We start from the raw sequence: 26,173 nt of genomic DNA on the forward strand, positions 1-26,173 counted from the left end.
TTGCGAACATATACACCGGCCGCGATCGCCTGTTATTATCCGCGATGCCGGATATGCGGGCGGAAAATTGCCGAACGACAGTTTCCGATCTGGCGGCGGAGTGACGGGGGCGCGCCCCCGCAGGTTGAGGAGAACGCATGTCCGACGACGACACGCCGCAAGTCATGGCGTTCGATGAAATGATCGACATCAATGAGGTGCTGCAGGCACTCGATCGCGATCTGGAGCGCCGCCTGGATATCGCCCGGAGGCTGGAACCGATCCTGCGAGACATCGTCCGTTACTATGGCGTCCCGCCTGACAACTGGCATTCGTTCGGCATCATCTTCCGCTTCGATAATCAGGATAGCGGCAAAGTGGGGCTTGAGGTAGGCGGCATGGCGCTGCGGGCGTCGGGAACCCGCGGGCGCCACCCGGACGCCGCGGCAACGGCCCATGTGGAGGCCCATGTTCCGGCGACATCCGGCGGAGCGCCGCCCGGCAGCGAGCCGGGCGAGGACGGCTGACGAAAAAACCGCACGGCCCTTCTACGCGCGGGCGGCCTGTGTCACACTGGCCTCGGCGCCGTTCGCCATAAGTTGCCATCATTGCAACGCTCCAAGGGGGCCGTCATGTGGATCATCCTCGGCGTCATCGTCGCACTCCTGCTTTACACCGTCTTCGTCTACAACGGGCTGGTGTCCCTGCGGCAGCGGGTCAATCAGGCATTCGGCGATATCGACGTGCAGCTCAAGCAGCGCCGCGACCTTGTTCCCAACCTCGTCGAGACGGTGAAGGGCTATGCCGTGCATGAGCGCGAGACGCTCGATTCCGTCACGCGGGCGCGCCAGCTTGCCCTTGAGGCGCAGGGTTCCGCCGGACAGGCCAGTGCCGAGCAGGCGCTGACGGGGGCACTGGGCCGGCTCCTCGCCGTGGCCGAAGCCTATCCGGACCTCAAGGCGAACGGCAATTTCCAACAATTGCAGCTCGATCTTTCCGATATCGAGAACAAGCTCGCGGCCGCGCGGCGCTTCTTCAACAACGCGGTGAGCGAATACAACGCCGCCATCGAATCGTTTCCCGCCACCCTGTTCGCCCGGAACTTCGGCTTCACGCACCGGGAGTTCTTCGATGTGGGCGAGACGGCGCGCCAGCAGCTCGACGCGCCGCCGACGGTGAAATTCTGATAAACGGTTGCTGAATGGCCGCGTTCGGGCTCTATACGCATATCCGGGCTAACCGTGTCCGTTCCGCGCTGCTGATAGCGGGGCTATTCCTGCTGGTGTATGTGCTCGTGTTCGCGGGCGCGCTGGCCGGCGAGGCGCTGGCGGCGAACGCGCCTTTCGATGTGCTCGTCCGTCGTGCGCTGGACGGCTTCGTCACGACGATTCCCGTCGCCACGCTGGCGGCGCTCGCGTGGATCGGAATCGCCTACTTCTTTCACCAGAAAATCCTCGGCGCGATCACCGGCTCGCACGACATCACGCGCGCCGACGCGCCCGAGCTTTATGCGCTGCTCGAAAACCTGTGCATCTCGCGCGGCCTGCGCACGCCTCGCCTCGCCGTCATGGAAACGGATGCGCTGAACGCCTATGCCTCCGGCCTCAACGAAGACCAGTATGCGGTCACCGTCACGCGCGGCCTGCTGGCGACGCTGAACCGCGCCGAGATCGAGGCAGTGCTCGCCCACGAGTTGACCCACATCCGCAACAGGGATGTGCAGTTGATGGTGACGGCGATGATCATCGCCGGCGTGGTCTCGTTTTTCGGCGAGATGCTCTTCCGCTGGCTGCGGTTCGCACCCATGCGCTCGTCCTCCCGCGACAACGACCGGAAGGGCGGCGGCGCGGCGCTAGCCATCGTTGTCGCGCTGGTGCTGGCGGTTCTGGCGTGGGTGCTATCCATCGCCATCCGCTTCTCGCTATCGCGTTCGCGCGAGTATCTCGCGGATGCCGGAGCGGTGGAACTGACGAAAAACCCGGACGCGATGATCTCGGCGCTGCTGAAGATATCCGGCCATAGCGACGTTCCCGCCGCGCCATCTGCCGTCATGGAAATGTGCATCGATAACCCGCGCACCGGCTTCAGCAGCCTTTTCGCGACACACCCGCCCATCGGGGACAGGATCGATGCGCTGGTGCGTTATGCCGGCGGCCACTTGCCGAGCGAGCCCTTGCCCGTTCCCGGCACAGAACCGGCAACGACCGACGCCGCTCCGGAGCCCGGCACCGACGCCGGCGGCCCCTGGAGCCGCCGGTGGCGCGACAGATGGAACGCCCGCCGCCCAACAGACAACCAGCCCCCTCCCCGGAAAAGGGGGCCGTGGGGATGACCCGGTCCCGAAAGGGATCGGATCTGCTCTCAACCGTTCATCTCGCGGAGCACCGAACGGTTGCAGAGGCGCAACGTCCGGGCCGACTCGAGAGCAATCACGCCCGTGGCCTCCAGTTGCGTGAACGTGCGTGAAACCGTCTCGATCGTCAGGCCGAGATAATCGGCCATGTCCTGACGCGACATCGGCAGATCGAACGCCGCGCCGGCAGTATCGAGCACATCCTTGCCGACGATCCGGTTCGCCATCGCCAGCAGGAAGCAGCCCACCCGCTCCTGCGCGCTGCGGCGGCCAAGCAGCAGGATGTGCTGCTGCGAGCGGTACAGCTCACGTGCCGTCATCTCCCACAATGCGCAGGACATGTCGCCGCCGGTCTCGATCTGCGCGTGCACCGTGCGCATCCGCACGACGCGAAAGGTGGCGCGCGACACGGCTTCCGCGCAATACAGGTGCCGGCGGCCGAATTCCAGCCCGACGATGTCGCCGGCCATGTAGAAGCCGTCGATCTGCCGACGTCCGTCGTTCAGGATCTTGCAGGTACGGATGACGCCGCTTTCGATCCTGTAAAGATTGTCGACTGCGTCGTCTTCCGCGTACAATTCGCCATTGCGGGCGACCGTGCCCGGCGTCCCGATCTCGGCGAACATATGGACGATCCGCGCGTCGAGCGACCAGTCGGCGATCTGCTCGGCGGAAGGCCGCCACTGCCCGCGTATTCTCGCGTCGGCGAGGTTCACCGGAGAGGCAGGAAGAGGGATAGCGGCGGTGGTGACAGTCTGGGGCGTTTGCAGGATGCTGGACATGTCGTCTCCCTTCGTCATGTCCTTTGTGTATCGCCGTCCCGCGTGACGCGGAATCCGGTCGACTGCGTAAGGGAAATCCCGTAGTACCGGATGTTGAACCCTTTATGCGGTCGGCGCAAGGTAGCGCGGAACGACCTGCGGCAAAATCATGCCAGCCTGCGCGGCGGTTCGCGGCCGCCGGAGAGACGTACCGGAACGACGCCCGACCGGGATCACCGGACCTGAGCGAAACAGAGACCAACGATGATCGACCGTCTGTCCCGAAACGAGCCCGGGGGCGCCCAGAAACAAGGCGCCGGGAAAGATTATTACCCGCCGCAGGTCCCGGATGCCTTGCGGCAGCGCAATGTTTCTGCGAAAGCTGCCAACTCGCCGGAGGACGGGGTTTCCGCCTGCCCGCTTTTCCGTATCCGTTCCGGAGCGGCGCAAGCGCTGGCACCCGCCCGCGTCGGCAGGCGCGTGCCTTATCTTTATTACGGACGAGGGCTTCTCGCGGTCGCCTTCGTTGGCATGCTGGGCTTCGTCTTTCAGCTTGGCGACGAACCGTTGCTGCTACAGCCGATGCTGCTCCTCGCCGTTCTGTTCGCATGCGAGCGCGGTTTCCGTCCCGGCGTGGTCGCGACCGCCGTAGCGCTGGCAGTCGCCGGCGCGCTCACTGATCATGCGCCAGGCGAGGCGCAGGCCGATATCGCCGCCGCCGCCGCCTTCGCGCTGGTTGGCCTCGGCATGGCGTACTACGGCGAGCGCCTGCGCACCCGGAACGAACACCAGGAGGCGCCCGAATCCGACACGGCGGCGCGGGACCTGCTCGCCCGGGAGGCGCATCTGCGCTCGATTCTGGATACGGTGCCGGATGCCATGGTCGTGATCGATCGTTTCGGGCGCATCCACTCCTTCTCCCGCGCGGCGGAGCGCCTGTTCGGCTTTACCGCCGAGGAGGTGATGGGCCGGAACGTCTCGATCCTGATGCCCTCTCCCTACCGGGAGGACCACGATCGCTACATGGAACGCTACCTGCGGACCGGCGAGAAACGCATCATCGGCATCGGCCGCGTCGTCATGGGACAGCGCAAGGACGGCTCCACCTTCCCGATGCAACTTTCTGTCGGCGAAACAACCGCACCCGGCGATGTCTTCTTCACCGGTTTCGTCCGCGACCTGACCGAGCGGCAGAAGACCGAGACGCGGCTGCAGGATCTGCAGGCCGAACTCGTCCACATCTCGCGTCTGACGGCGATGGGCGAAATGGCTTCCACGCTGGCGCACGAACTGAACCAGCCGCTGACCGCCATCGCCAACTATCTGCGCGGCCTGCGCCGCCTGCTGGAGAACGACGACGAGCCGCGCGCCACGCGCATCCGCGACGCGCTGGAGAAGGCGTCCGACCAGGCCCTGCGCGCCGGCCAGATCATCCGCCGCCTGCGGGAGTTCGTGGCGCGCGGCGAAAGCGAGCGGCGTGTGGAAAACCTCACCAAGGTGATCGAGGAGGCAAGCGCGCTGGCGCTTGTCGGCGCCCGCGAATACGGAACGCGCGTCACCTACGACCTCGATCCCCGCGCCATGTGGGTGCTGGCGGACAAGGTGCAGATACAGCAGGTGCTCGTGAATCTGTTGCGCAACGCGCTGGAGGCGGTGCAGGATTCCGATGTGCGGGAAATCCGCGTCGTGACGAAGCCGATTGAAGACGGCATGGTGGAAGTGAGCGTCGAAGATACGGGACCCGGCCTTGCGCCCGATGTCGCGAGGCGCCTGTTCCAGCCCTTCGTGACGACGAAACAGAACGGCATGGGCGTGGGACTGTCGATCTCGCGCACCATCGTGGAGGCCCACGGCGGCCAGATCAACGCTGACGGCACGTCCGGCGGCGGCACTATCTTTCGCTTCACCCTTCGCTCGGCCCAAGAGGAGTCTCCGGAGCATGCGTAGTGGCCCCGTCCATGTGATCGATGACGACGAATCAGTGCGCGATTCCCTTTCGTTCCTGCTGGAAGGCATGAACCTGACCGTCCTGACCTATCCTTCCGCCGAGGCATTTCTGGAGCAGCGGCCCTGGGGACTCGGCGGCTGCATCGTTACGGACGTGCGCATGCCCGGCATCAGCGGCATAGATTTGCTTCGCATCCTGAAGGAAAAGGGCATCGACCTGCCCGTGATCGTCATCACCGGCAACGCCGATATTCCGCTCGCCGTCGACGCCATGAAGATCGGCGCCAGCGATTTCCTCGAAAAGCCGTTCGATGACGAGACGCTGCTGGCGGGCATCCGCATCGCGCTCGACGGTAGCAGGGCCTCGCCGCGGGCGACCGCCGAGGCCTGCGAAATCAACGAGCGGCTGCAGACGCTGACCAGCCGGGAACGTGAGGTGCTCGACGGGCTGGTGAAGGGTCTCACCAACAAGCATATCGCCGTCTCGCTTGGAATCAGCCCGCGCACGGTCGAGGTCCATCGCGCTCATGTGATGACGAAAATGAACGCCGCCAGCCTGTCGCATCTCGTCCGCATGGCGCTCGTCAGCAGTAACGCGCTGGATTCCGGGCAGAATCTCGCCGGCGAGACCGGAGCATCCTGATCTGTGAGCGATGCCGGATGGTTGATGCAGGTCAAGGCATCCGTTTGCGGACTATGGCGAAATGACGCAGACTCCTGTTGCGCCGATCGATGCCGGCGCGGTACCGGCGAATGGACGGCACCGCGGCTGCGGGTTGGAACCGATGCAATGTCTGGAGCGGTCTGGACATGGTGGCGTGCCGTGAACAACTTCAATAAATGCTCCGGTGGGGAGAAATATCGCCCGCATGCGGGGGGTGGCCTACTGACGTGGCTAGGGTACGCGACGTCCGGCATCAGCGCCGCCGGCAGAGCGAGAGGAAACAGCGACCGGACCGGAAATGACGGCACGGGATACGCGCCGTCGGAGAGCAGGCTGATCGTCGAGAAGAAGATGGTGCTCATCATCGACGACGATCCAGCTGTGCTCGGCGCCCTCAAGTTCGCGCTCGAAATCGAGGGATACGCCGTGCGTTGCTACACCAGCCCGACGGAGTTTCTGGAAGCGCACGACCTGCCCAGCAACGCCTGCCTCGTGGTCGACGAAAAGATGCCCGGCGCAAGCGGACTCGACATGCTCGCATCGCTGGCGCTCGAACGCCGCTCCGCCATGCCGGCAATCCTGATTACCAGCTATCCAAGCACCACCCTGCGCGACCGGGCGCAGGCGCAGGGCATTCCGATTGTGGAAAAGCCGTTTCTCAACAATGCCCTGAGCGACGCCATCACTGCGGTTATGACGAGCTGGAAGAACTGAGCCGCCACGGAAAGCAGCCTATCGCCGGAGCGCTTTCCGAGCACATGGGAGCGTCAGCCCGATAAGCATTCGCTCATGGAAAATGGGACGCTCTCGCTCATGGAAAATCGAACGCTCATGGAAAATCGGAGCCGCGCTGCGGCTCCGTCCATTTTCCGGCCTGATGTCTTATTCCACAAACGATGCCGGGCCGGTCAGCGTGGTGTGATCCTGCACCGTGCGGACGCCAGGAATGCGCTCCGCGGCAACGCGCAGCGCAGCGCGCTCCGTGGGCGAGACCGCCTGTCCCCATAGGTGAACAATGCCATCGGTGACGACGATGGTGTTTTCGAGCCGCCGGCCCCACGGCTGGCTGGCGAGTTCCAGCAGCAGCGCCTCACGGATGGCGCGGTCGCCCTCTGTAGGCTGCGCGCGGGTATCGGCCACGGAAGCGTAGGCGCGCACCAGATCGCTGCGGCTGACGATGCCGACGAGCTTGTCGCCCTCCACTACCAGGACGCTGTGAATGTTGTGGCGTTCGAGAACGTCGGCGATCTCGGCGAGTTCGGCATCGGGACCGATCCGGGGCTGGTCGGTGCGCATGATGTCGCCTGCCCGCAATCCGCGCGAGCGCACGTAATCCTGCTGCAGCACGGCATCGCTCGTGAAGAACTCCGCCAGCCGCGAGCGCCGCCGCTCGGTGCCGGTCTCGATACGGCGCAGGAAATCGTCCTCCGAGACGACGCCCGCCACCCGGTCGTGCGCGTCGAGCACCGGCAGGCTGCCGATGCGATTGCGGACGAGCAGGTCCGCGATCTCCGCCAGCGGCACATCGACTCTCACGGTGATGACATTGGCTGTAAGGATATCCCGCGCTTTCATGGCTTCATTTCCTCACCGGTCAGGGCCCGCCGCGACAAACGCCTGTCGTCGCGCGACGATAGCATATTCCGCAGTCTTCGCGTTGCGCCATATCACATCCGGAAAGGCGGGTGCGCGCCAAAATGCCGCTGTCCGAAATGCCTTGTGCACCAAGGGTGCGACGGAGCGTCCTCTTTCAAAAAAAATTGATTCTAATCAAGGAGACGATACGCAACGCAGACCAAAGCTGTAACGATTGTAAAGCTGGGCAGGCTGATGTCCGGACATAAGGCCCCGGCGACGACACAAGTGGCGGATAGACACCATGGCGCAAGCGATCGCACCCCAGAAGCGTATGACATTCGGCGAGGCCGGAACGGCCGCCGCCTTGGCTGCGTTCACGTTTCTGTTCATCCTGATCGGGGCGAAGGCCCATACGACGGAATATTCGTTCCACGCCTTTCTGCTGGCGGCAGCAAGCGCGTGGGGCGTGTTCAAGATCATCGACCGATTCTACGCCCGCCCGGCGGAATTGCCGCCGCGAGAGATCGACGGCCGGCCGAACTACAACTTCGAGCCGGTCAAGTTCGCCACCGTCGCGGCGGTGGTCTGGGGCATTGCCGGCTTTCTGGTTGGCGTGATCATCGCGTTGCAGCTTGCGTTCCCGGAACTCAACCTGTTCCACTGGATCAACTTCGGCCGCCTGCGCCCGCTGCACACCTCCGCGGTGATCTTCGCATTCGGCGGCAACGTGCTGATCGGGTCGTCGTTCTACGTCCTGCAGCGCACGTCGCATGCCCGCCTCGCGGGCGACATCGCGCCGTGGTTCGTCGTGCTCGGTTATAACCTGTTCATCGTCATCGCCGGCACGGGCTACCTGCTCGGCATCACGCAGTCGAAGGAATACGCCGAGCCGGAATGGTACGCCGACCTGCTGCTCACCGTCGTCTGGGTTGCATATCTGCTGGTGTATCTCGTCACGCTGTCGCGCCGCAAGGAGCCGCATATCTACGTGGCGAACTGGTTCTATCTCGCCTTCATCATCACCATCGCGGTGCTGCACCTCGGCAACAACGCGGCGATCCCGGTGTCGATCTTCTCGCCGAAATCCTACGTGCTGTGGAGCGGCGTGCAGGACGCGCTGATCCAGTGGTGGTATGGCCACAACGCCGTGGGCTTCTTCCTGACGGTGCCGTTCCTGGCCATCATGTATTACTTCGTGCCGAAGCGCGCGGAACGTCCGGTCTATTCCTACCGGCTGTCGATCATCCACTTCTGGGCGCTGATCTTCATCTACATCTGGGCAGGTCCGCACCACCTGCACTACACCGCCCTGCCCGACTGGGCGCAGACGCTCGGCATGACGTTCTCGATCATCCTCTGGATGCCTTCGTGGGGCGGCATGATCAACGGCCTGATGACGCTCTCCGGCGCGTGGGACAAGCTGCGCACAGACCCGGTCCTGCGTCTCATGGTCGTGGCCATCGCCTTCTACGGCATGGCGACGTTCGAGGGCCCGCTGATGTCGGTGCGCGAGGTGAACGCCCTGTCGCACTATACGGACTGGACCGTGGGCCACGTGCATTCCGGTGCGCTCGGCTGGGTCGGCTACATCTCCTTCGGCACGCTCTACTGCCTCGTCCCGTGGCTGTGGAATCGCAAGGGGCTGTATTCGTTGCGTCTGGTCTCGCTGCACTTCTGGATCTCCACCATCGGCATCGTGCTCTACATCACGTCGATGTGGGTGGCAGGCATCCTGCAGGGCCTGATGTGGCGTGCCTACACCAGCCTCGGCTTCCTTGAATACTCGTTCATCGAGACCGTGGAGGCGATGCACCCCTTCTACCTGATCCGGGCACTGGGCGGCATCCTGTTCCTGATCGGCGCGCTGATCATGGCCTACAACCTCTGGATGACCGTTAAGTACGGCGAGGCTGCCGATACCGTTCCCGAAACCGCCGCCAAGCCGGCGCTGACGCCCGCTGAATGAGGACGACCATGTCGCTTTGGCAAAAACACGCGATCTTCGAGAAAAACTCGATCATTCTGCTCCTCGGCATCGTCATCGTGGTCGCCATCGGCGGCCTCGTCGAGGCGGTTCCCCTGTTCTACCTGAAAAGCACGATCGAGACGGTCGACGGCATGCGTCCGAGGTCGCCGCTGGAACTCGCGGGCTTCAACATCTACGTCCGCGAGGGCTGCTACAACTGCCACAGCCAGCAGGTCCGCGTGCTGCGCGACGAGGTGGAGCGCTACGGCCACTACTCGCTGGCTGCGGAGAGCATGTACGATCACCCCTTCCAGTGGGGCTCCAAACGTACGGGACCCGATCTGGCGCGCGTCGGCGGCAAGTATTCGGACGGCTGGCACCGCGACCATCTGCGCGATCCCAAGTCAGTGGTACCCGGCTCGGTGATGCCGCCATACGGCTTCCTTGAGCAGCGGGAACTCGACTTCAGCCGCATTTCCGACGACATGCGCGTGCTGCGCGTTGCGGGCGTGCCCTATACGGAAGAGATGATCGAGCGGGCGACGGCGGACGTCACCATCCAGGCGACGCTCGACGATCCCGACGTCGACGGCCTGCGCTCGCGCTACCCCAACGCTGTCGCGCGCAACTTCGACGGCAACCCGGGCCGCGTCACGGAGGCGGATGCCCTGATCGCCTACCTGCAGCACCTGGGCACCCAGGTCGACTTCAAGCTGTACGACAACAAGGCCAACATCCGGTAGCGGGAAGGCGAACATGAGCACCTACCAAATGCTTGCAGGGTTCGCCCAGACATGGGGCCTGCTCTACTTCATCGGCGTATTCATCGCCATTCTGGTTTATGCCCTCGCCCCCTCGCGCAAGCAGGGGTTTGAAGAGGCCGCGCGCATTCCGTTGCGGGAGGACTGAGGATCATGGCGCACACCGACACGACCGACCACGGCCATGCCCCGCAGGTCGACTCCCTGACGGGCGTATCCACCACCGGCCATGAGTGGGACGGCATTCAGGAACTCAACAACCCGCTGCCGCGCTGGTGGCTGTGGGTGTTCTACGCCACCATCGTGTGGGCGATCGGCTTCTGGATCGCCTTTCCCGCGTGGCCGCTCATCTCCTCCTTCACGCCCGGCATTCTCGGCTGGAGTTCGCGCGAGCAGGTGGCGGAACAGCTCAACGATCTGCGCGAGCAGCGCAGCGCGATGATGACCCGCCTTGAGGATTCCACGACGGCACAGATCGAGTCCGATCCTGAGCTGCTGAGCTTCGCACGTGCGCTCGGCAGGCCGGCGTTCGGCGACAACTGCGCGCCCTGCCATGGCGCGGGCGGCGGCGGCGCTAAGGGCTATCCGAACCTCAACGACGACGCCTGGCTCTGGGGCGGCACGCTCGCAGATATCGAGCAGACGATCCGCTTCGGCATCCGCTCCGGCCACGATGAGGCGCGAGTTGGCGACATGCCCGCCTTCGGCCGCGACGGCATGATCCCGCGCGCGGACATCGTCGCGGTTGCCGACTACGTGCGCTCCCTTTCGGGCCTGCCGGTGGAGAACAAGGCCAACCTGACGACGGGTGCGAAAATCTTCGCGGACAACTGCGCCTCCTGCCACCAGGCCGGCGGCACGGGCAGCCGGGAACTCGGCGCCCCGAATCTCACCACGGGCATCTGGCTGTTCGGTCCTGAGCGCGAAACCATCATCGATGGCGTCTGGAACGGCCATGGCTCGGTGATGCCGGCCTGGCAGGGCCGCCTCGACGATACGACTATCAAGGCCCTCACCGTCTTCGTCCACACGCTGGGCGGCGGCGAGTAACAACGGTTTCCGGTGGGGCTTGCCACCGGAAACACTTCATGCCCGTGCGGCACATGATGTAACGATTTAAATTCGAGTAAGCGCCATGGCGACGACCCGCGTCATCGACACCACCACGCCCTCCAGCGACGAACCGCTGTTATTCGAGGCGCAAAAGAAGATATATCCGCAGAAGGTGCACGGCACGTTCCGGCGGATCAAGTGGATCGTGCTGGTCGTCACCCTCGGCATATACTACCTGCTGCCGTTCGTACGCTGGGACAGGGGCCCCGACGCGCCCAACCAGGCGGTGCTGATCGACTTCGTCACCAAGCGATTCTATTTCTTCGGTGTCGAGATCTGGCCGCAAGAGTTCTACTATATCACCGGCCTGCTGATCCTCGCCGCGCTGATCCTCTTCCTGATGAACGCCGTCGCCGGGCGCGTCTGGTGCGGCTATCTCTGCCCGCAGACCGTCTGGACGGACCTCTTCCTCGCGGTGGAGCGCCTGACCGAGGGCGACCGGCGCGACCGCATCAAGCGCGACAACGGGCCGTTGACGCTGGATACGATCCTTCGGCGCACGGCCAAGCATACGCTCTGGCTGATCATCGCGTGGTGGACCGGCGGTGCCTGGGTGCTCTATTTCGCCGACGCGCCGACGCTCGTGTGGCAACTGGCGACCTTTACCGCGCCGGCGATGGCCTATGTCTGGATCGGCATCCTCACCTTCACCACCTACACGCTCGCCGGCCACATGCGGGAGCAGGTCTGCCTCTACATGTGTCCGTGGCCGCGCATCCAGGCGGCGCTGACCGACGAGGAGGCGCTCAACGTCACCTACCGTTACGACCGCGGCGAGCCGCGCGGCTCGGTGAAGCGGAACGCAGCGCTGCGGGCCAAGGGCGAGGCCGCCGGCGACTGCATCGATTGCTATCAATGCGTCAACGTCTGCCCGACCGGCGTCGACATCCGCCACGGGAGCCAACTGGGTTGCATCCAGTGCGGGCTGTGCATCGATGCCTGCGACACGGTGATGGAGAAGATCGGCCGGCCGACGCGCCTGATCGCCTACGACACGGACCGCAACGTCCGCGCCCGTACCGAGGGCAAGCCGACGCATGTCCGCCTCATCCGCTGGCGCACCCTCGCCTATGTGGCTATCATCGCCGTCGTCGGCAGCGCAATGCTCTATACGCTGCTCACGCGCTCGACGGCCGGCATCAATGTGCTGCATGACCGCAACCCGGTGTTCGTGCGCCTTTCCGACGGCTCCGTCCGCAACGCCTACACGCTGCGGGTGATCAACAAGAACCGCGACGCACGCACTTTCGAGCTGACCGTCATGCGTCCGGACGGCACGCCGCTGCCCGGCGCGCAGCTCTCCGCGATCGGCGATGAGGACGCGGCGGACGGGCGCGTGGCCCTCACCATCGGTCCCGACCAGACGCGGGAGGTGCGCGCCTTCGTCACCATTCACGACGAGCCGCGCGGCACGGCGCCCGACAATGCGGATATCGTGTTCCGGATCAGGGACGAGAGCGGCACGTCGGGCGCCAGCGCGCGCGACCACTTCTTCGGCCGTTAACAGGGGAACAGATCCATGCCGACCACCATGCCCTCCCCCGCGCCCGTCGGCCCCCGTCGCGGGCGCGAGCGCCGCCTGACGGGGCGCACGGTGCTGCTGTGCCTGATCGGCTTCTTCGGCGCTGTCGCCGCCGTCAATGTCGTGATGATCCGGGCCGCCATCTCCACGCACGGCGGCGCGGAAAAGATCAGCAGCTACCGCGCCGGCCTCAACTTCGCCCGGGACCGCGAAGCCGCCGAGGCACAGAAGGCGCTCGGCTGGCAGGTGGACGTCATGCTGCCGCATCGCGCGGGCACGGTCGGTCTGAAGCCCGCCGGCGGTCACGGATGCCTCGTGCCGCAACATGCCTGCGTCGCAACCGGCGCGACTTCCGTCTCCGTGAGGGATGCGCAGGGACGGCCGCTCGCGGGCCTCGAAGCGACACTCGTCCTCGCCCACCCGACGGATTCGCGGCGCGATCGGTCGATCCCGCTCGCGGACAGGGGTAACGGCATCTATGAGGCCGACATCGCTGTCACGCCCGGGAACTGGAACCTCGACCTCGATATCGAGCGCAACGGCGAGCAGATGTTCCGCTCGTCGAGCCGCGTGGTGCTGAACTAGAATCTGTCCTGTTTACGTTGAAACAGGACAGATTCTCGATTCCTTATTTTGAGCGAATTCTGATCGGAACGCGCTCTGGGAGAGAGTCCATGACAGCCGCCGCCCTCGACCTGACCGGCTTCATCCGCCATGAAAACGGCGCGGCGCGCCTCGACCTGGCTGTCGAGGGCATGACGTGCGCCGCCTGCATCGGCGAGATCGAGCACGGGCTGCAGGAATTGCCGGGCCTTGTCGGCGCGCGCGTCAACTACAGCCGCCACAGGCTCACGGTGAACTGGGACGAGCGGAGACTCACACCCTCCGCCATTCTCGATGCCCTTCGCCGCCTTGGCTACCGCGCCCAGCCCTATGTCGCGCGTGAGGCCGAAGAGGCTGAGGCGCAGCGCATGCAGCACCTGCTGAAATGCCTCGCCGTCGCGGGCTTCGCGTCGATGAACGTCATGCTGCTGTCGGTTTCGGTATGGGCGGGCAACGTGTCCGACATCACGCCCGAAACGCGCGACATGTTCCACTGGATCTCGGCGCTGATCGCCCTGCCGGCGGCAGCCTATGCCGGGCAGCCGTTCTTCTCCAGCGCCTGGCGGGCGATACGCAGCCGGCATCTCAACATGGACGTGCCGATCACGCTCGGCATCATGCTGGGGCTCGGCATGTCCATCGTCGAGACCATGAACCACGCCGAGAATGCCTATTTCGACGCCGCCGTGACGCTGCTGTTCTTCCTGCTGTGCGGGCGGGTGCTCGATCAGGCCATGCGCCGCAAGACGCGCGCGGTTGCCGGCAATCTCGCGGCCCTCAAGGCGGCGACCGCCCGCCGCATCGAGGCCGACGGAACGCTGACCCTCACCCCGGCGGAGGCGTTGCGGCCCGGCGAGCGCGTGCAGGTGCTGCCGGGTGAGCGCGTGCCGGCGGACGGCCGGGCGCTTTCGGGCGAGAGCGCCGTCGACGAGAGCCTCATCACCGGCGAGACGCACCCGCGCGACGTCGCCTCCGGCGACACCGTGTACGCCGGCAGCCTGAACCGCAACGGCACGCTGACGCTGGAGGTCACCGCCGCGGGCGAAGCCACGCTGATCGACGACATCGAGCGGCTGCTCGAAGCCGCGCAGGAGGGCCGCTCGCGCTACCTGCACCTGGCGGACCGGGCCGCCCGCGCCTACGCGCCCATCGTCCACGGCGCGGCACTGATCACGCTGGTCGTCTGGATGCTGACCGGCCATTCCTTCCACGACGCGGCGATCACGGCCATCGCGGTGCTCATCATCACCTGTCCCTGCGCGCTGGCGCTTGCCATTCCCGCCGTGCAGGTTGTAGCCGCGGGCACGCTTTTCCGGGCCAATCTCCTGCTCGGCTCCGGCGATGCGCTGGAGCGGCTGGCGGAGGCCGACACCATTGTCTTCGACAAGACCGGCACGCTGACCGTGCCCGATCCGCGTGTCGCCAATGCCCCCGACGTGCCGGCAGACCTGCTCGCGGTCGCGGGCCGGCTGGCTCTGTCGAGTTCGCATCCGCTGTCCGCCGCTGTCGCGCGGGAAGCCGGCCGCGCCGCGCCCTTCGAGGCGGTGGAGGAGCGTCCCGGTGAAGGGGTGCGAACCGTCGCGGGCGGCGTGGAGGCCCGGCTCGGCAGTCCGGCCTTCTGCGGCTTCACGGACCACCCGCAGCCTTCCGGCGCGGACACCTCGCTCGTCGCGGTGATGCTCGGCGACCGGCGCGCGCTGCTCGAAATCCGCCAGACGCTGCGCGCCGACGCGGTGAGGGTGGCGCGGGAGCTTGCGCGCCAGGGCCTGTCGCTGATCGTGCTGTCCGGCGACCGGCCCGATGCGGTGGCGCCGGTGGCCGGGCAGCTCGGCATCGAGGCCTGGCGGGGCGGATTGAAGCCGCAGGACAAGATCGCGGCGCTCGCCGCCCTGAAGGCGCAAGGCCGCAAGGTACTGATGGTGGGCGACGGCCTTAACGACGCGCCCGCGCTTGCCGCCGCGCATGTCTCGCTGTCTCCGGTGACGGCGGCCGATCTTACGCAGGCGCAGGCGGACGGCGTCTTCCTCGGCGACCGCCTCGCCCCCGTCCTCGCCGCCGTGAGGGTCAGCCGCCGGGCGCGGCGCCTGATGTTGCAGAACCTCGGCATCGCTGCCATTTATAACCTGATAGCGGTGCCGCTGGCCTTCCTCGGCCAGGTGACGCCGCTGGTGGCGGCGGTGGCGATGTCCGGCTCGTCGCTGCTGGTGACGGCGAACGCATTGCGCGCCCGCCTCGGCGCGGACAGGGACGCACGGGCGGAGCCCGCCGTGACGGCACCGCCGGGCGTCGCAATACAGGAGGGTTTGTCATGACCGTATTGCTCATTCTTGTGCCGCTTGCGCTGACGCTCGGCCTCGGCGGGCTCGCCTGCTTCATGTGGTGCATGCGCAACGGCCAGTATGACGATCTCGAAGGCGCGAGCCTGCGCGTGCTGAGCGACGACGACCTGCCCCCCGCCGCCCGCCCGGACCAGCGGGGATGAGCCTGCCGATCGGCGAGTTCACGGCCCGCGCCGGCAGGCTCGCCTGCCTGTGCGCGCCCTCCGTGCTGATCGATGATCGGGCCGTGAGCCGCCATGTCAACCGGCTGGCGGCGGGCTTTGCGCTTGCGGTGTTGTCGCAGGTGCTGATGGTCGGCACGCTGCCGCTTGCCGGGGCGTTTCTCGCGCCGCGGCCGTGGATGGCTCCCCTGCCCTATGCGGCCATGCTGATCGGCGCGACGGTCGCCACCTTTCCTGCCTCCTTCCTGATGGACGCCTTCGGCCGCCGCGCGGCCTTCGCGCTCGGCGCGAGCCTCGGCATCGCCGGGGGTATCATGTCCGCCTGGGCGCTCCTCAACCAGCAGTTCATCCCGCTGATGCTGGGCGCGTTCTGGCTTGGCATCTCCAACGGTTTCGGACTGTTCTACCGCCACGCGGCAGCGAGCGTCACCGGCCCCGCCGACCGCAGGGCGGCTATCGCCGCCGTGTTCGGCGCCGGCGCGTTCGTCGGCCTGATCGCACCCTCGCTCGCCGGCTTCGCGGAAGGCCTCGCCGCGCCGCGCCTGTTCGTCGGCACGGCGCTGGCGGCAGCGGTGGCGCAGGTCGGCGCTTTCGCGCTGGCGCTGACCCTGCCGTCCGTCTCCCCACAGATGGCGGAAGCGCAGGCGGCCGAAATGCCAGCCGCGCGCACGCAGGACTGGCGGACGGTGATCGGCGCGACCTTCGCCGGCGTCGTGGCATGGATGGTCATGACCATGCTGATGGCCGCCGCTCCTCTCGCCATGGCCGGGTGCGGCCTTTCCCCCGGCCTCATCTTCGCGGGCATCTCCTGGCATATGGTGGCGATGTACGCGCCCGCGCTCTTCACCGCGCATCTCCCGCAGGGCGTGACACCACCGCTGGTGGCGCTGGGCGGCCTGTTGCTGCTGGCACTCGGCGTGCCGGTTTTCGCAGCCGCGGAAACGGCGGCCGCGTTCACCCTGGCGCTGGCGCTGCTCGGCGCGGGCTGGTCGGTCTGCGTCGCGGGCACCACGCAATGGCTGCACGAAAACGGCCCGCCGTCCCGTCTCGTGCTGGCCCTGCACGACGGCACGGTGCTGCTGGCGGCCGTGCTCGGCGCACTGTTGGCGGGGCAGATTCCGCTTCCAGCCTGAGATCATGACATTCGTATGGAATCCGCCTTTGCGCGCGGCATGGCTGCACTGCAACATGGGCGATTGTTTTACTATTCGAATTCGATAACGCTTACCGTCCGAACTGAATACCCTGCCCGCGCCGTGGCGCGGCAACGCATCTGCCGGCCGGAATCGCCTTTATGCCCCTGTCCCTGCTTGCTCTCGCCGCTGCATCGTTCTGCATCGGCACAACCGAATTCGTCATCATGGGCCTGCTGCCGGAAGTCGCCCAAGACCTCGGCGTCAGCATTCCGGCTGCGGGGCATCTGGTGTCCGGCTACGCGCTCGGCGTGGTCGTGGGCGCGCCCATCGTGGCAATCGCCACAAACGGCCTGCCGCGAAAGGCGACGCTGATCGCCCTCACCTGTGTGTTCATCTTCGGCAACGTGCTGTGCGCCATCGCGCCCAGCTACTGGCTGCTGATGGGCGCGCGCGTGGTGACGGCCTTCTGCCACGGCGCCTACTTCGGCATCGGTGCGGTGGTGGCGGCGGGCCTCGTGGCGCGCAACAGGCGCGCGCAGGCGGTGGCGCTCATGTTCGGCGGCCTGACGCTGGCCAACATCCTCGGCGTCCCGGCCGGCACGGCGCTTGGCCAGCAGTGGGGGTGGCGCGCGACCTTCTGGGCCGTTGCGCTGATCGGCGTCGCGGCGGCGCTGGCGCTCGTGCTGCTCGTCCCCGCGAACATCGCCAACCCGAAGGCGAGCATCATGCGCGAGTTCCGCGTGCTCGGCAAATCGCAGGTGCTGCTTGCCATGGGCATGAGCGTGCTCGCTTCCGCCAGTCTGTTCTGCGTCTTCACCTATATCGCGCCTCTGCTGCGCGAGGTCTCGGGACTTGAGCCGCATCACGTGACGTGGGTGCTGCTGCTGTTCGGCGTGGGCATAACGATCGGCAACTTCCTCGGCGGCCGGCTGGCCGACTGGCGGCTAATGTCGTCGCTCGTCGGCATTTTCACCGGGCTTATCGCCCTGCTCGTGGCGCTGCATTTCGCGGCTCCGATATGGCAGGCCGCCGTCGCGGTGATCTTCGTCTGGGGCATCGTGGATTTTGCGGTGACCGCGCCGCTCCAGCTCCGTGTCGTGGATACGGCGAGCGAGGCGCCGAATCTGGCGTCGAGCCTGAACCAGGCCGCCTTCAATCTCGGCAACGCGGGCGGCGCATGGATCGGCGGCACCGCGCTGACGCTGGGCGCGGGCTACGGCAGTCTGCCGCTGGTTTCCGCCGTGCTGGCGGCGGGCGGGCTCGGCCTCTGCCTGCTATCGCAGAATCTCGACCGGCGCGCCATCGGCGCACCCGCCCCCCTCACCTGAAACCTCGCCGACCGCCAGCCTGAGCAGCGCGGCGAGTTGCGGTTTGTCGGCCGGACAGTCGGCGGCGAGCCAAAGCGCCTTCGCCCGCTCCAGCACCTGCCCCATTCGCGGCCCCGGCGGCACGCCCGCCGCCGCCACATGCTTGCCCGTCAACGGAAACCGCGGTACCGCCTCTTCACCCTTCGCGAAGCTGGCCAGCAGCGCGCGCGCCGCTTCTTCCACACAGGGGCGCGGCTCGCCATCGACAATGGCCAGCGCATCGGCGACAGCGGCAACGCCGTGGAGCACGACGAGGCGGCGCAGCGTCCGGGTGTCGAGCGCCTCCCGCCTTCCATGCAGATGCGCGATCAGCGCCGCCGCCTTTGACAGACGCTCGTGTTCGTCATTCGACAGCCGCAGTCGTTCGCGCAGCCGGTCGGCATCTTCCGCCACCGAAACCGAAAGGGCGAGAAGTCGCAGCGTGGCGTCTTCCGACTGGCCGCAAACACGGGCGAAGCGGCCGAGTTCCGCGACGCCGCCCGTCATCATGGACAACAGGCCCGCGTCGCTCAGCGTCGTGACCACCGCAGCCGCGCGACGCGCGACGAGGATGCGCAGCAATTCCGCCCGCACACGCTCGCGCGACAGGCGGAACAGCCCCGCCCGCTCGCGGATGCAGGCAGCGAAACCGTCCGCGTCGAGCACCGCCGCGCCATACTCGGCCGAGAAGCGGAAGAATCGCAGGATACGCAGGAAATCCTCGCGGATGCGTGTCGTGGCATCGCCGATGAAACGCACGCGCCGGGCCTCGATATCCGCGAGGCCGCCGGTAAAATCGTGGATGCGGCCGGACTTGTCGAGATAAAGGGCGTTGATGGTGAAGTCGCGCCGCTGCGCATCCTCGCCGAAATCGGTGCCGAAGGCCACCTCCGCGTGGCGGCCGTCGGTCTCGACGTCCCGGCGCAAGGTGGTGATCTCGAACGGGCGCCCGTCCGCGACGACGGTGACGGTGCCATGCTCGATGCCGGTCGGCACCGCCTTCAGCCCGGCTGCCCGCGCGAGACGCATGACATCGCGCGGGTGGGCGGTCGTCGCGCAGTCGATGTCCTTGACGGGCACGCCGAGCAGCGCGTTGCGCACCGCGCCGCCGACGACGCGCGTATCCGCGCCCTCGGCGTCCACCGCCGCGAGCACGCGCCGCAGCACCGCGTCGCCGAGCAGATCCCGGACGCACTGCGGCAGGCTCATTGGAAGTGCCCCGGCACCAGCTTGCCGTCCTCCAGATGCGAAGGCACATAGGCGCCCGCGTTTCGTTCGGCCGTCAGCCCGGCAATGACGAAGCCCACGATGGCGACGGCAAGTCCCGCGATGACGAGCCATGGCACGTGGCCGTCCCACGCCTCGCGGGTGAAGGGGCTGCGCCGGCGCAGAAAGAGATAGATGCCGAACAGGAAGAACGGGCTGAGAAACAGGACGAGCGCCTCGAAAACCGCTCTGCTCATCGCGCCGTTCCGCAGTTCGGACATGCTTTCATGGCCCGTAAAGCCTTTCGTAGAGGTTGCGGATGATTCCCGCCGTTGCTCCCCAGATATAGCGCTTGCCCCACGGCATTGCATAATAATGACGCAGCGTACCGTGCCATTCGCGCGCGTGGCGCTCGTGGTGGTTGACGTCCATGAGGAAATCGAGCGGCACCTCGAACACGTCGTCGACCTCTTCCGGGTTGGGTCGCGGCGTGAAGCGCGGATCGACGAGCCCCACCACCGGCACGATGGCATAGCCGGTTGCTGACAGATAGCCGTCGAGATAGCCGAGCGGGCACACGAGTGAAGCCGGCAGGCCGATTTCCTCATCCGCCTCGCGCAGCGCTGCCGCGAGCGGCGACGGATCTTCCGGATCGATCTTGCCGCCGGGAAAGGAAATCTGCGCGGGGTGCTGGCGCAGTGTGGCGGCCCGCTGGGTCAGCAGCATGGTATAACGCACCCCCGACGGCGCCTCGTGCGGGATGAGCGGCACGAGCACGGCGGCAGGGCGGATGGGAGAGATGGACGGCAGCGGATCGCCAAGCGCGTGGTCGCCCCCCGTGTGGGGGGCCGACCGGTCCGGCGGGTCGCGAACCAGGCGCGCCTTCAGGTGGGCAATAAGATCGTCGTCGGTGTAGCTCAGGCCTGTCACGCCAGCTCCTCGCTGAAAAAGGCGGAGCGTTCGGCGATGGGGAAGAACGCCTCGCCGGAGGGGATGCCAACCATCATGCGGCCATCGACCGTGCGCTCCTCCGCCAGCGCCAGCAGATCGGGCACCAGCGCGCGCGTCAGCCGCGCCCACAGGTCGCCGCGCACCTTCACATAGGGGCGGAAGCCGCCGGCGGCGTCCGTGCGGAAACACAGCGGGCAAGCCTCGCCCACCTCCACGGCATCGTCGACGTTTGTGCGGAAATGCACACGGCGCGACACGGAATCGACGGCCATTTCAACGGCAAGGAACGGCACGTCGTCGACCTTTATCCCCACCTTTTCGAAAGGCGTGACGAGGACGTAGCGCTCCCCCTCGCGGCGCAGGATGGAGGCGAAGAGGCGCACCAGCGCCGCGCGCCCGATAGGCGTGCCCTGGTAGAGCCAGGCGCCGTCGGCGGCAATCCGCATATCGATGTCACCGCAATCGGGCGGATTCCAGCGCTCCACACCCTCCCGCGCACCCGTGCCGCGCGCAGCCGAAAGCAGGCGCGCCAGCCCTTGCGGCGCGTCGTGCTGAACACCGGCCGGATCGCCGCCCGCCGGCTGCATCTCTGGCGCTCTTGTCATCTTCGCCTCCCGGAATGGCGTCACCCGTCAACGCACGGTACAGCCATACGCATGCACGGTTGCCGTTTTTTTGCATCGCCCGATTCATGACACGGGTTAACATCATAACATAGTCATGATCGGCCTGATTCTCCGCGGTGGCGCTTGACTGGCGCCGCACGGGCGCCCCACAACAGAAGGGCGAGTCGCGCCGGCATTCTGCGACTCGCTGAATCGCGGGAATAGCACTAGTTTACCGGTTCGGGCGTTTTCAGGCCGAAAAAGTGGTATCCACTTTTCTGACGACGCCAGACTGCAGAGAAACGCCAGGTTGCACAGGAACGGAAACGATGACCGCCACAGCGCCCGATGATGCCACCATCGCCGCCACCGCCATCGTCGCGCAGGCGGAATCCGCGCTCGCCGCGATCGCACGTGCGCGCGAGGCGATCGGCGCCGTCATCTTCGGGCAGGAACGGGTCGTGGAACTCGCGCTCGTCACGGTGCTCGCCGGCGGCCACGGGCTGCTGGTCGGCGCGCCGGGCCTCGCCAAGACGCGCCTGGTGGAGACGCTCGGCACCGTGCTCGGCCTCGACAGCCAGCGCGTGCAGTTCACGCCGGACCTGATGCCCGCCGATATCCTCGGCAGCGAAATCCTCGACGAGTCGACATCCGGCCAGCGCAGCTTCCGCTTCGTGCGCGGGCCCATCTTCACCCGGCTGCTGATGGCCGACGAGATCAACCGCGCCAGCCCGCGCACGCAATCGGCCCTGCTGCAGGCCATGCAGGAAGGCCACGTGACGGTTGCCGGCGTGCGCCACGATCTGCCGCATCCCTTCCACGTTCTCGCGACGCAAAACCCGATCGAGCAGGAGGGCACCTATCCGCTGCCCGAGGCGCAGCTCGACCGCTTCCTGCTGCAGATCGACGTCGGCTATCCGGACCGCGACACCGAACGGCGCATCCTGCTGGAAACCACCGGCACGCAGGAGGCGAAGGCTTCCGCCGCCTTCGGCGCCGAGACGCTCGTCGGTATCCAGCGCCTCGTGCGACGTCTGCCGGTGGGCGACAGCGTCGTGGAGGCCATTCTCGATCTCGTCCGCTCCGCCCGCCCGGGCGGGGACGGGCCGGTTGAGGTGCAGGCTGTCGCGGACAAGCTTTCCTGGGGGCCAGGACCGCGCGCCAGCCAGGCGCTGACGCTCGCCGCCCGCGCCCGCGCGCTGGTACAGGGGCGCCTCGCACCCTCGCTGGAAGACGTGCGCGCACTCGCCGAACCCGTGCTCAAGCATCGCATCGCGCTCACCTTCGCCGCACGCGCGGAGGGCGAGACGGCGGAAGGTATCATCGCCCGGCTCGCGGCGCGCATCTGACGAATAAACTGATTGATTTGCAACTTGATACGTTTATTTCCTGAACAGGCCTATGAGCATGGCGCAAGTGGCGATCCTGCCTGACCGCAGCCGTTTTCCCGGAACGGGAGAGCGCGGGAGAGCGCGCGAGCTTGCCGCCCGCCTGCCGCGTCTCGTGCTGGAAGCGCGGCGTGTGGCGACGAGCCTTGCCCATGGCATTCACGGCAGGCGCCGGGCCGGGCCGGGCGAGAGCTTCTGGCAGTTCCGCCCCTTCACTTCCGGCGAATCCGCCAGCCGGATCGATTGGCGCCGCTCCGCCCGCGACAGCAAGCTCTACGTGCGCGAGCGCGAATGGGAGGCGGCGCAGACCATCGAATTGTGGATAGACCGTTCCGTGTCCATGGCCTTCGCCTCGTCGCTGGCGCGCGCACCGAAGGTGGAACGCGCCATCGTGCTGGGGCTGGCACTGGCCGACACGCTGGTCGCCGCCGGTGAGCGCGTCGGCTGCCTCGGCCTGCTCGCCCCGCGCGCCTCCCGTCATATCAGCGAACAGATCGCCGAAGCCCTCGCGGCGGATGTTGCCGGCGCCGACCGGGACCTGCCGCCCGCCGCGCCGCTACGTCAACGCAGCGAGCCTCTGCTCATCGGCGACTTTCTCGTTCCATTGCAGGATATTGAAGAGACTATCTCATTCATCGCTTCAAACGGCGCGCGTGGCCATGTGCTGCTTGTCGTCGATCCCGTGGAGGAGACATTTCCGTTTAGCGGCCAGACGGAACTCATTGATCCTGAAAGCGGCGCGCGCCTGCATCTGGGCGACGCGGCCGGATGGGGCGAGGATTACCGGCGGCGTTTCCAGGCGCATCGCGAAGGCCTGCGTGCCATCCTCACGCGCTACGGCTTCACGCTCACGGTGCACCACACGGACAGACCGGCGAGCGAGGCGGCGCTCAGGGTGCTGACGCTGCTTGCCAGCCGGCGCAACGGGGGCGCGTGACATGTTCGGGCTGGATTTTCTCGGTCTGCCGCTCGCCTTCGCCGCACCGTTGACGCTACTCGCGCTCGCTGGCCTTCCGGCGCTCTGGCTGCTGCTGCGCATCACGCCGCCCGCGCCGCGCCGCATCGCCTTCCCGCCGCTGCGTCTGGCGCTGGACCTCGCACCCCACCGCCAGACGCCCGCGCGTACACCGTGGTGGCTGTTGCTGCTGCGGCTGCTGATCGCGGCACTCATCATTCTCGCCGCCGCCTGGCCGGCGTGGAACCCGCTGCCCGCCATGCCCGGCAACGGGCCGGTGCTGCTGCTGCTCGACAACGGCTTTTCGGCTGCGAACGACTGGCCGGCGCGGGTGAGCGCGGCCCGCGACATTCTCGCCTCCGCGAGCCGCGACAAACGGCCCGTCGCGCTCGTGGGCCTCGCCGACGCGCCGGGCGACATCGCGCTCGACGGCGGGGCCGACGCAGGCGAGCGGCTGCGGGCGCTGGAGCCGCGCCCCCATGTGGCGGAGCGCGCCGCGCACCTCGAATCCATCCGGCGTTTTCTCGACTCCCATGCCGATGCGGCCATCGCCTGGGTCGGCGACGGCACCGCTGTCAGCGCTGCAGGCGCGGGTATAGCAGACGCGGAGGCGACCTTCGCCGCGCGCCTCGACGCCCTGCGCGGCGTGCGCGCGCTGGATGTCCGCGCGGAGCCCTTCGCCGGCACTCTTGCCCTTGCCGGCAGCCGCAACACGCGCGACGGGCTGGAGGTGACGGTGACCCGCGCCGACCCCCGTGCCCCCGCGCAAGGGCGGTTGCGGGCGGTCGATTTCCGCAGCCTTCCCCTCGGCGAGGCCGCCTTCGCTTTCGGAGACGGCGCGACCGAGGCGACGGCGCTGTTCGATCTGCCGATCGAAATTCGCAACGCCGTCGCGCGCGTCGACATCGCCGGGCAGGCATCGGCCGGCGCGGTGACACTTGTCGACGACCGCCAGCGCCGACACCGGGTCGGGCTGATTTCCGGCGCGGGCGCGGATACGGCGAGCCAGCCGCTGCTGTCGCCGACCTTCTATCTCGCCCGCGCGCTCGAACCCTTCGCCGAATTGCGCGAGCCGCGCGGCGCGCTGCCCGATGTCGTCGCGCGCCTGATCGACGAGAACGCGACCGTGATCGCCCTCACGGACATCGGCGTCATCGACCGCCAGACGGCCGCGAAGCTGGAGGCCTTCGTCGAGCGCGGCGGCGTACTGCTGCGCTTCGCCGGCCCGCGCATGGCCAACAGCGACGAGACGCTGGTGCCGGTACGCCTGCGGCAGGGCGAGCGCACCATCGGCGGCGCCCTCTCGTGGGATACGCCGAAGACGCTCGCACCCTTCCCGGAGACAGGCCCGTTCCAGGGGCTCGACGCGCCGCAGGAGATCACCGTGATGCGGCAGGTGCTGGCCGAGCCCGATGCCGATCTCAACCGGCGCACGTGGGCCGCCCTGTCGGACGGCACGCCCATCGTCACCGCCGACCGGCGCGGCGAGGGGCTGATCGTGCTGGTGCATGTGACGGCGGATTCCACGTGGTCGAACCTGCCGTTGTCGGGCACCTTCGTCGAGATGCTGCGCCGTATCATCGCCATGGCCGGCCGCCACGCCGCCGCACAGGACAATACCGCGGCCGATGCGCCGGGCGCCTCCGCGGAAACCGTCTCGCCGCTGCGCGTGCTCGACGGATTCGGCGCTTTCCGCAGCCCGCCCGCGACCGCGCGGCCTGTTCCCCGCAACGGCACCGTCCGCGCCTCGCGCGATCACCCGGCGGGCTTCTACGGCACCAACGAGGCACCGCTCGCGCTCAACGTCCTGCGCGACGGCGACCGCCTCGCGCCGCTCGATCTCGGCCCGCTCGCCGGTGCCGTCAAACCCCTTTCCTCACCGCAGAGCTTCGACCTGCGCCTGCCGCTGCTGCTGGCCGCGCTGGTTCTTTTCATGGCAGATACGCTGATCGGCGCCCTGCTCGGCGGCAGGCGGCGCGGACGGCTGACATACGCGGGGGCCGGCTCCGCCCTGCCGGTGCTTCTGCTCGCGGCGGCGCTTCTCGCCCTGCCCGCCGTGCCGTCCCTCGCGCAGGCGCCGCTCTCCGACATCGACCGTCAGGCGGCGCTTCACACGCGCCTCGCCTATGTCCTCACCGGCAACGGGGAGGTGGACGAGACGAGCAGGGCCGGCCTGGCCGGGCTTGGCCAGGAACTCGCGTTCCGCACGTCGTTCGAGCCGGCCGATCCCGTCGGCGTCGATCCGGCGACCGACGAACTGGCCTTCTATCCTCTGATCTACTGGCCCATCGCCGCCGATGCTCCGCCGGCCTCCGAGGCGGCGCTGCGCAAGATCGATGCCTACATGAAGGCAGGCGGCACGGTCATCTTCGACACCCGCGACGCCTGGAGCCAGGGCGCCGGTGGCGGCTCGCCGACGCCCGAGACAGCGCGGTTGCGGCAGATGCTGGCCGGCATCGACGTGCCGGAACTCGAACCTGTGCCGCCCGACCATGTCCTGACCAAGACCTTCTTCCTGATGGACCACTTCCCCGGCCGCTACGCCACCGGACAGACGTGGGTGGAGGCGCTGCCGCCCGCGCCGGAGGGCGAGCCGCGCCCGGTGCGCAGCGGCGACAACGTGTCGCCGATCATCATCACCGCCAACGACCTCGCGGCCGCCTGGGCGCTCGACGACTTCGGCAACCCGCTTTACCCCACTGTCGGTGCCGATCCGGACCAGCGCGAGATGGCGGCGCGCGGCGGCATGAACATGGTCATGTACGTGCTCACCGGTTCCTACAAGGCCGATCAGGTGCACGTGCCGGCACTTCTCGACCGGCTCGGGCAATAGGATGCC

25 protein-coding genes are annotated in these 26,173 nt (G+C 67.3%); 19 read left to right on the forward strand and 6 right to left on the reverse strand.

Features of this window, described 5'->3' with window-relative positions:
• The first annotated feature begins 137 nt into the window (after window positions 1–137).
• The 3 genes from ACFFJ7_RS12760 (at window position 138) to ACFFJ7_RS12770 (ending at window position 2,311) form a co-directional block, all read left to right on the forward strand.
• Window positions 138–506: a hypothetical protein gene (locus tag ACFFJ7_RS12760; protein ID WP_166950634.1), complete on the forward strand. Its 369-nt coding sequence runs from the start codon at window positions 138–140 to the stop codon at window positions 504–506.
• Window positions 507–611: 105 nt separating this feature from the next.
• Complete coding sequence (locus tag ACFFJ7_RS12765; RefSeq protein WP_377592800.1) at window positions 612–1,166, forward strand: LemA family protein; 555 nt, start codon at window positions 612–614, stop codon at window positions 1,164–1,166.
• A gap of 14 nt (window positions 1,167–1,180) precedes the next feature.
• Entirely contained in the window at window positions 1,181–2,311 is a 1,131-nt protein-coding gene (locus ACFFJ7_RS12770; RefSeq protein ID WP_377592803.1) for a M48 family metallopeptidase, read from the forward strand.
• Between the two features lie 29 nt (window positions 2,312–2,340).
• On the opposite strand, the gene ACFFJ7_RS12775 is transcribed toward ACFFJ7_RS12770, so the two are convergent.
• Window positions 2,341–3,114, reverse strand: a complete 774-nt coding sequence (locus ACFFJ7_RS12775) for a helix-turn-helix domain-containing protein (protein WP_246225183.1) — start codon at window positions 3,112–3,114, stop codon at window positions 2,341–2,343.
• Between the two features lie 243 nt (window positions 3,115–3,357).
• Between ACFFJ7_RS12775 and ACFFJ7_RS12780 the strand changes: the two genes are divergently transcribed.
• The 3 genes from ACFFJ7_RS12780 to ACFFJ7_RS12790 all read left to right on the forward strand — a co-directional run bounded on the left by ACFFJ7_RS12780 (window position 3,358) and on the right by ACFFJ7_RS12790 (window position 6,418).
• Window positions 3,358–5,040, forward strand: a complete 1,683-nt coding sequence (locus tag ACFFJ7_RS12780; RefSeq protein ID WP_377592806.1) for a sensor histidine kinase — start codon at window positions 3,358–3,360, stop codon at window positions 5,038–5,040.
• On the forward strand, window positions 5,033–5,683 hold the full coding sequence (gene fixJ / locus ACFFJ7_RS12785; RefSeq protein ID WP_377592809.1) for a response regulator FixJ: 651 nt from the start codon (window positions 5,033–5,035) through the stop codon (window positions 5,681–5,683). The genes ACFFJ7_RS12780 and fixJ overlap by 8 nt, the downstream gene beginning before the upstream one ends.
• A gap of 147 nt (window positions 5,684–5,830) precedes the next feature.
• Window positions 5,831–6,418, forward strand: coding sequence for a response regulator transcription factor (locus tag ACFFJ7_RS12790; protein WP_166950625.1), 588 nt, complete (start codon window positions 5,831–5,833; stop codon window positions 6,416–6,418).
• Window positions 6,419–6,586: 168 nt separating this feature from the next.
• Here the strand turns inward: ACFFJ7_RS12790 and ACFFJ7_RS12795 are convergent, their stop codons facing one another.
• On the reverse strand, window positions 6,587–7,279 hold the full coding sequence (locus tag ACFFJ7_RS12795; RefSeq protein WP_377592812.1) for a CBS domain-containing protein: 693 nt from the start codon (window positions 7,277–7,279) through the stop codon (window positions 6,587–6,589).
• Window positions 7,280–7,583: 304 nt separating this feature from the next.
• On the opposite strand from ACFFJ7_RS12795, the gene ccoN reads away from it, so the two are divergent.
• From ccoN to ACFFJ7_RS12845, 10 genes are all read left to right on the forward strand, one after another.
• The gene (gene ccoN / locus ACFFJ7_RS12800) at window positions 7,584–9,248 is read left to right on the forward strand and encodes a cytochrome-c oxidase, cbb3-type subunit I (RefSeq protein WP_166950621.1); all 1,665 of its coding nucleotides are present in this window, start codon (window positions 7,584–7,586) and stop codon (window positions 9,246–9,248) included.
• 8 nt (window positions 9,249–9,256) lie between these two features.
• On the forward strand, window positions 9,257–9,991 hold the full coding sequence (ccoO, locus tag ACFFJ7_RS12805; RefSeq protein ID WP_166950619.1) for a cytochrome-c oxidase, cbb3-type subunit II: 735 nt from the start codon (window positions 9,257–9,259) through the stop codon (window positions 9,989–9,991).
• Window positions 9,992–10,004: 13 nt separating this feature from the next.
• Complete coding sequence (locus tag ACFFJ7_RS12810) at window positions 10,005–10,157, forward strand: cbb3-type cytochrome c oxidase subunit 3 (protein WP_166950617.1); 153 nt, start codon at window positions 10,005–10,007, stop codon at window positions 10,155–10,157.
• Between the two features lie 5 nt (window positions 10,158–10,162).
• The gene (gene ccoP, locus ACFFJ7_RS12815; RefSeq protein WP_166950615.1) at window positions 10,163–11,059 is read left to right on the forward strand and encodes a cytochrome-c oxidase, cbb3-type subunit III; all 897 of its coding nucleotides are present in this window, start codon (window positions 10,163–10,165) and stop codon (window positions 11,057–11,059) included.
• Window positions 11,060–11,144: 85 nt separating this feature from the next.
• On the forward strand, window positions 11,145–12,626 hold the full coding sequence (gene ccoG, locus ACFFJ7_RS12820; protein WP_377592817.1) for a cytochrome c oxidase accessory protein CcoG: 1,482 nt from the start codon (window positions 11,145–11,147) through the stop codon (window positions 12,624–12,626).
• A gap of 15 nt (window positions 12,627–12,641) precedes the next feature.
• The gene (locus ACFFJ7_RS12825) at window positions 12,642–13,229 is read left to right on the forward strand and encodes a FixH family protein (protein ID WP_377592819.1); all 588 of its coding nucleotides are present in this window, start codon (window positions 12,642–12,644) and stop codon (window positions 13,227–13,229) included.
• A gap of 89 nt (window positions 13,230–13,318) precedes the next feature.
• The gene (locus ACFFJ7_RS12830; RefSeq protein WP_377592821.1) at window positions 13,319–15,559 is read left to right on the forward strand and encodes a heavy metal translocating P-type ATPase; all 2,241 of its coding nucleotides are present in this window, start codon (window positions 13,319–13,321) and stop codon (window positions 15,557–15,559) included.
• The gene (gene ccoS, locus ACFFJ7_RS12835) at window positions 15,556–15,729 is read left to right on the forward strand and encodes a cbb3-type cytochrome oxidase assembly protein CcoS (protein WP_166950605.1); all 174 of its coding nucleotides are present in this window, start codon (window positions 15,556–15,558) and stop codon (window positions 15,727–15,729) included. Before ACFFJ7_RS12830 ends, ccoS begins: the two co-directional genes overlap by 4 nt.
• Entirely contained in the window at window positions 15,726–16,880 is a 1,155-nt protein-coding gene (locus ACFFJ7_RS12840; protein ID WP_166950603.1) for an MFS transporter, read from the forward strand. The genes ccoS and ACFFJ7_RS12840 overlap by 4 nt, the downstream gene beginning before the upstream one ends.
• Window positions 16,881–17,041: 161 nt before the next feature.
• On the forward strand, window positions 17,042–18,211 hold the full coding sequence (locus ACFFJ7_RS12845; RefSeq protein WP_166950600.1) for an MFS transporter: 1,170 nt from the start codon (window positions 17,042–17,044) through the stop codon (window positions 18,209–18,211).
• Here the strand turns inward: ACFFJ7_RS12845 and ACFFJ7_RS12850 are convergent.
• From ACFFJ7_RS12850 to ACFFJ7_RS12865, 4 genes are read right to left on the reverse strand one after another with little or no spacing between them, the layout of a single operon-like run.
• The gene (locus ACFFJ7_RS12850) at window positions 18,158–19,438 is read right to left on the reverse strand and encodes a CCA tRNA nucleotidyltransferase (RefSeq protein ID WP_377592824.1); all 1,281 of its coding nucleotides are present in this window, start codon (window positions 19,436–19,438) and stop codon (window positions 18,158–18,160) included. The two genes, ACFFJ7_RS12845 and ACFFJ7_RS12850, sit on opposite strands and share 54 nt — an antisense overlap.
• On the reverse strand, window positions 19,435–19,692 hold the full coding sequence (locus ACFFJ7_RS12855; protein ID WP_166950596.1) for a DUF6111 family protein: 258 nt from the start codon (window positions 19,690–19,692) through the stop codon (window positions 19,435–19,437). The genes ACFFJ7_RS12850 and ACFFJ7_RS12855 overlap by 4 nt, the downstream gene beginning before the upstream one ends.
• A 28-nt stretch (window positions 19,693–19,720) precedes the next feature.
• Entirely contained in the window at window positions 19,721–20,365 is a 645-nt protein-coding gene (locus ACFFJ7_RS12860) for a CoA pyrophosphatase (RefSeq protein ID WP_377592826.1), read from the reverse strand.
• Complete coding sequence (locus tag ACFFJ7_RS12865) at window positions 20,362–20,991, reverse strand: DUF1285 domain-containing protein (protein WP_377592827.1); 630 nt, start codon at window positions 20,989–20,991, stop codon at window positions 20,362–20,364. The genes ACFFJ7_RS12860 and ACFFJ7_RS12865 overlap by 4 nt, the downstream gene beginning before the upstream one ends.
• Before the next feature lie 329 nt (window positions 20,992–21,320).
• On the opposite strand from ACFFJ7_RS12865, the gene ACFFJ7_RS12870 reads away from it, so the two are divergent.
• From ACFFJ7_RS12870 to ACFFJ7_RS12880, 3 genes are read left to right on the forward strand one after another with little or no spacing between them, the layout of a single operon-like run.
• A complete protein-coding gene (locus ACFFJ7_RS12870) occupies window positions 21,321–22,340 on the forward strand; it encodes an AAA family ATPase (protein WP_377592828.1) in 1,020 nt (339 codons plus the stop codon).
• A gap of 58 nt (window positions 22,341–22,398) precedes the next feature.
• Entirely contained in the window at window positions 22,399–23,316 is a 918-nt protein-coding gene (locus ACFFJ7_RS12875; RefSeq protein WP_377593032.1) for a DUF58 domain-containing protein, read from the forward strand.
• Window position 23,317: 1 nt separating this feature from the next.
• The gene (locus tag ACFFJ7_RS12880) at window positions 23,318–26,167 is read left to right on the forward strand and encodes a DUF4159 domain-containing protein (protein WP_377592829.1); all 2,850 of its coding nucleotides are present in this window, start codon (window positions 23,318–23,320) and stop codon (window positions 26,165–26,167) included.
• The last annotated feature ends 6 nt before the right edge of the window (window positions 26,168–26,173 follow it).

Source organism: Pseudochelatococcus lubricantis, assembly GCF_042432495.1.
In the GTDB taxonomy this organism is placed as follows: Bacteria; Pseudomonadota; Alphaproteobacteria; order Rhizobiales; family Beijerinckiaceae; genus Pseudochelatococcus; species Pseudochelatococcus lubricantis.

Bases quoted from the DNA above. Each gene is read 5' to 3' on its own strand.
- ACFFJ7_RS12760 (WP_166950634.1), top strand. From the start codon at position 138: ATGTCCGACGACGACACGCCGCAAGTCATGGCGTTCGATGAAATGATC.
- ACFFJ7_RS12765 (WP_377592800.1), top strand. From the start codon at position 612: ATGTGGATCATCCTCGGCGTCATCGTCGCACTCCTGCTTTACACCGTC.
- ACFFJ7_RS12770 (WP_377592803.1), top strand. From the start codon at position 1,181: ATGGCCGCGTTCGGGCTCTATACGCATATCCGGGCTAACCGTGTCCGT.
- ACFFJ7_RS12775 (WP_246225183.1), bottom strand. From the start codon at position 3,114: ATGTCCAGCATCCTGCAAACGCCCCAGACTGTCACCACCGCCGCTATC.
- ACFFJ7_RS12780 (WP_377592806.1), top strand. From the start codon at position 3,358: ATGATCGACCGTCTGTCCCGAAACGAGCCCGGGGGCGCCCAGAAACAA.
- fixJ (WP_377592809.1), top strand. From the start codon at position 5,033: ATGCGTAGTGGCCCCGTCCATGTGATCGATGACGACGAATCAGTGCGC.
- ACFFJ7_RS12790 (WP_166950625.1), top strand. From the start codon at position 5,831: ATGTCTGGAGCGGTCTGGACATGGTGGCGTGCCGTGAACAACTTCAAT.
- ACFFJ7_RS12795 (WP_377592812.1), bottom strand. From the start codon at position 7,279: ATGAAAGCGCGGGATATCCTTACAGCCAATGTCATCACCGTGAGAGTC.
- ccoN (WP_166950621.1), top strand. From the start codon at position 7,584: ATGGCGCAAGCGATCGCACCCCAGAAGCGTATGACATTCGGCGAGGCC.
- ccoO (WP_166950619.1), top strand. From the start codon at position 9,257: ATGTCGCTTTGGCAAAAACACGCGATCTTCGAGAAAAACTCGATCATT.
- ACFFJ7_RS12810 (WP_166950617.1), top strand. From the start codon at position 10,005: ATGAGCACCTACCAAATGCTTGCAGGGTTCGCCCAGACATGGGGCCTG.
- ccoP (WP_166950615.1), top strand. From the start codon at position 10,163: ATGGCGCACACCGACACGACCGACCACGGCCATGCCCCGCAGGTCGAC.
- ccoG (WP_377592817.1), top strand. From the start codon at position 11,145: ATGGCGACGACCCGCGTCATCGACACCACCACGCCCTCCAGCGACGAA.
- ACFFJ7_RS12825 (WP_377592819.1), top strand. From the start codon at position 12,642: ATGCCGACCACCATGCCCTCCCCCGCGCCCGTCGGCCCCCGTCGCGGG.
- ACFFJ7_RS12830 (WP_377592821.1), top strand. From the start codon at position 13,319: ATGACAGCCGCCGCCCTCGACCTGACCGGCTTCATCCGCCATGAAAAC.
- ccoS (WP_166950605.1), top strand. From the start codon at position 15,556: ATGACCGTATTGCTCATTCTTGTGCCGCTTGCGCTGACGCTCGGCCTC.
- ACFFJ7_RS12840 (WP_166950603.1), top strand. From the start codon at position 15,726: ATGAGCCTGCCGATCGGCGAGTTCACGGCCCGCGCCGGCAGGCTCGCC.
- ACFFJ7_RS12845 (WP_166950600.1), top strand. From the start codon at position 17,042: ATGCCCCTGTCCCTGCTTGCTCTCGCCGCTGCATCGTTCTGCATCGGC.
- ACFFJ7_RS12850 (WP_377592824.1), bottom strand. From the start codon at position 19,438: ATGAGCCTGCCGCAGTGCGTCCGGGATCTGCTCGGCGACGCGGTGCTG.
- ACFFJ7_RS12855 (WP_166950596.1), bottom strand. From the start codon at position 19,692: ATGAGCAGAGCGGTTTTCGAGGCGCTCGTCCTGTTTCTCAGCCCGTTC.
- ACFFJ7_RS12865 (WP_377592827.1), bottom strand. From the start codon at position 20,991: ATGACAAGAGCGCCAGAGATGCAGCCGGCGGGCGGCGATCCGGCCGGT.
- ACFFJ7_RS12870 (WP_377592828.1), top strand. From the start codon at position 21,321: ATGACCGCCACAGCGCCCGATGATGCCACCATCGCCGCCACCGCCATC.
- ACFFJ7_RS12875 (WP_377593032.1), top strand. From the start codon at position 22,399: ATGGCGCAAGTGGCGATCCTGCCTGACCGCAGCCGTTTTCCCGGAACG.
- ACFFJ7_RS12880 (WP_377592829.1), top strand. From the start codon at position 23,318: ATGTTCGGGCTGGATTTTCTCGGTCTGCCGCTCGCCTTCGCCGCACCG.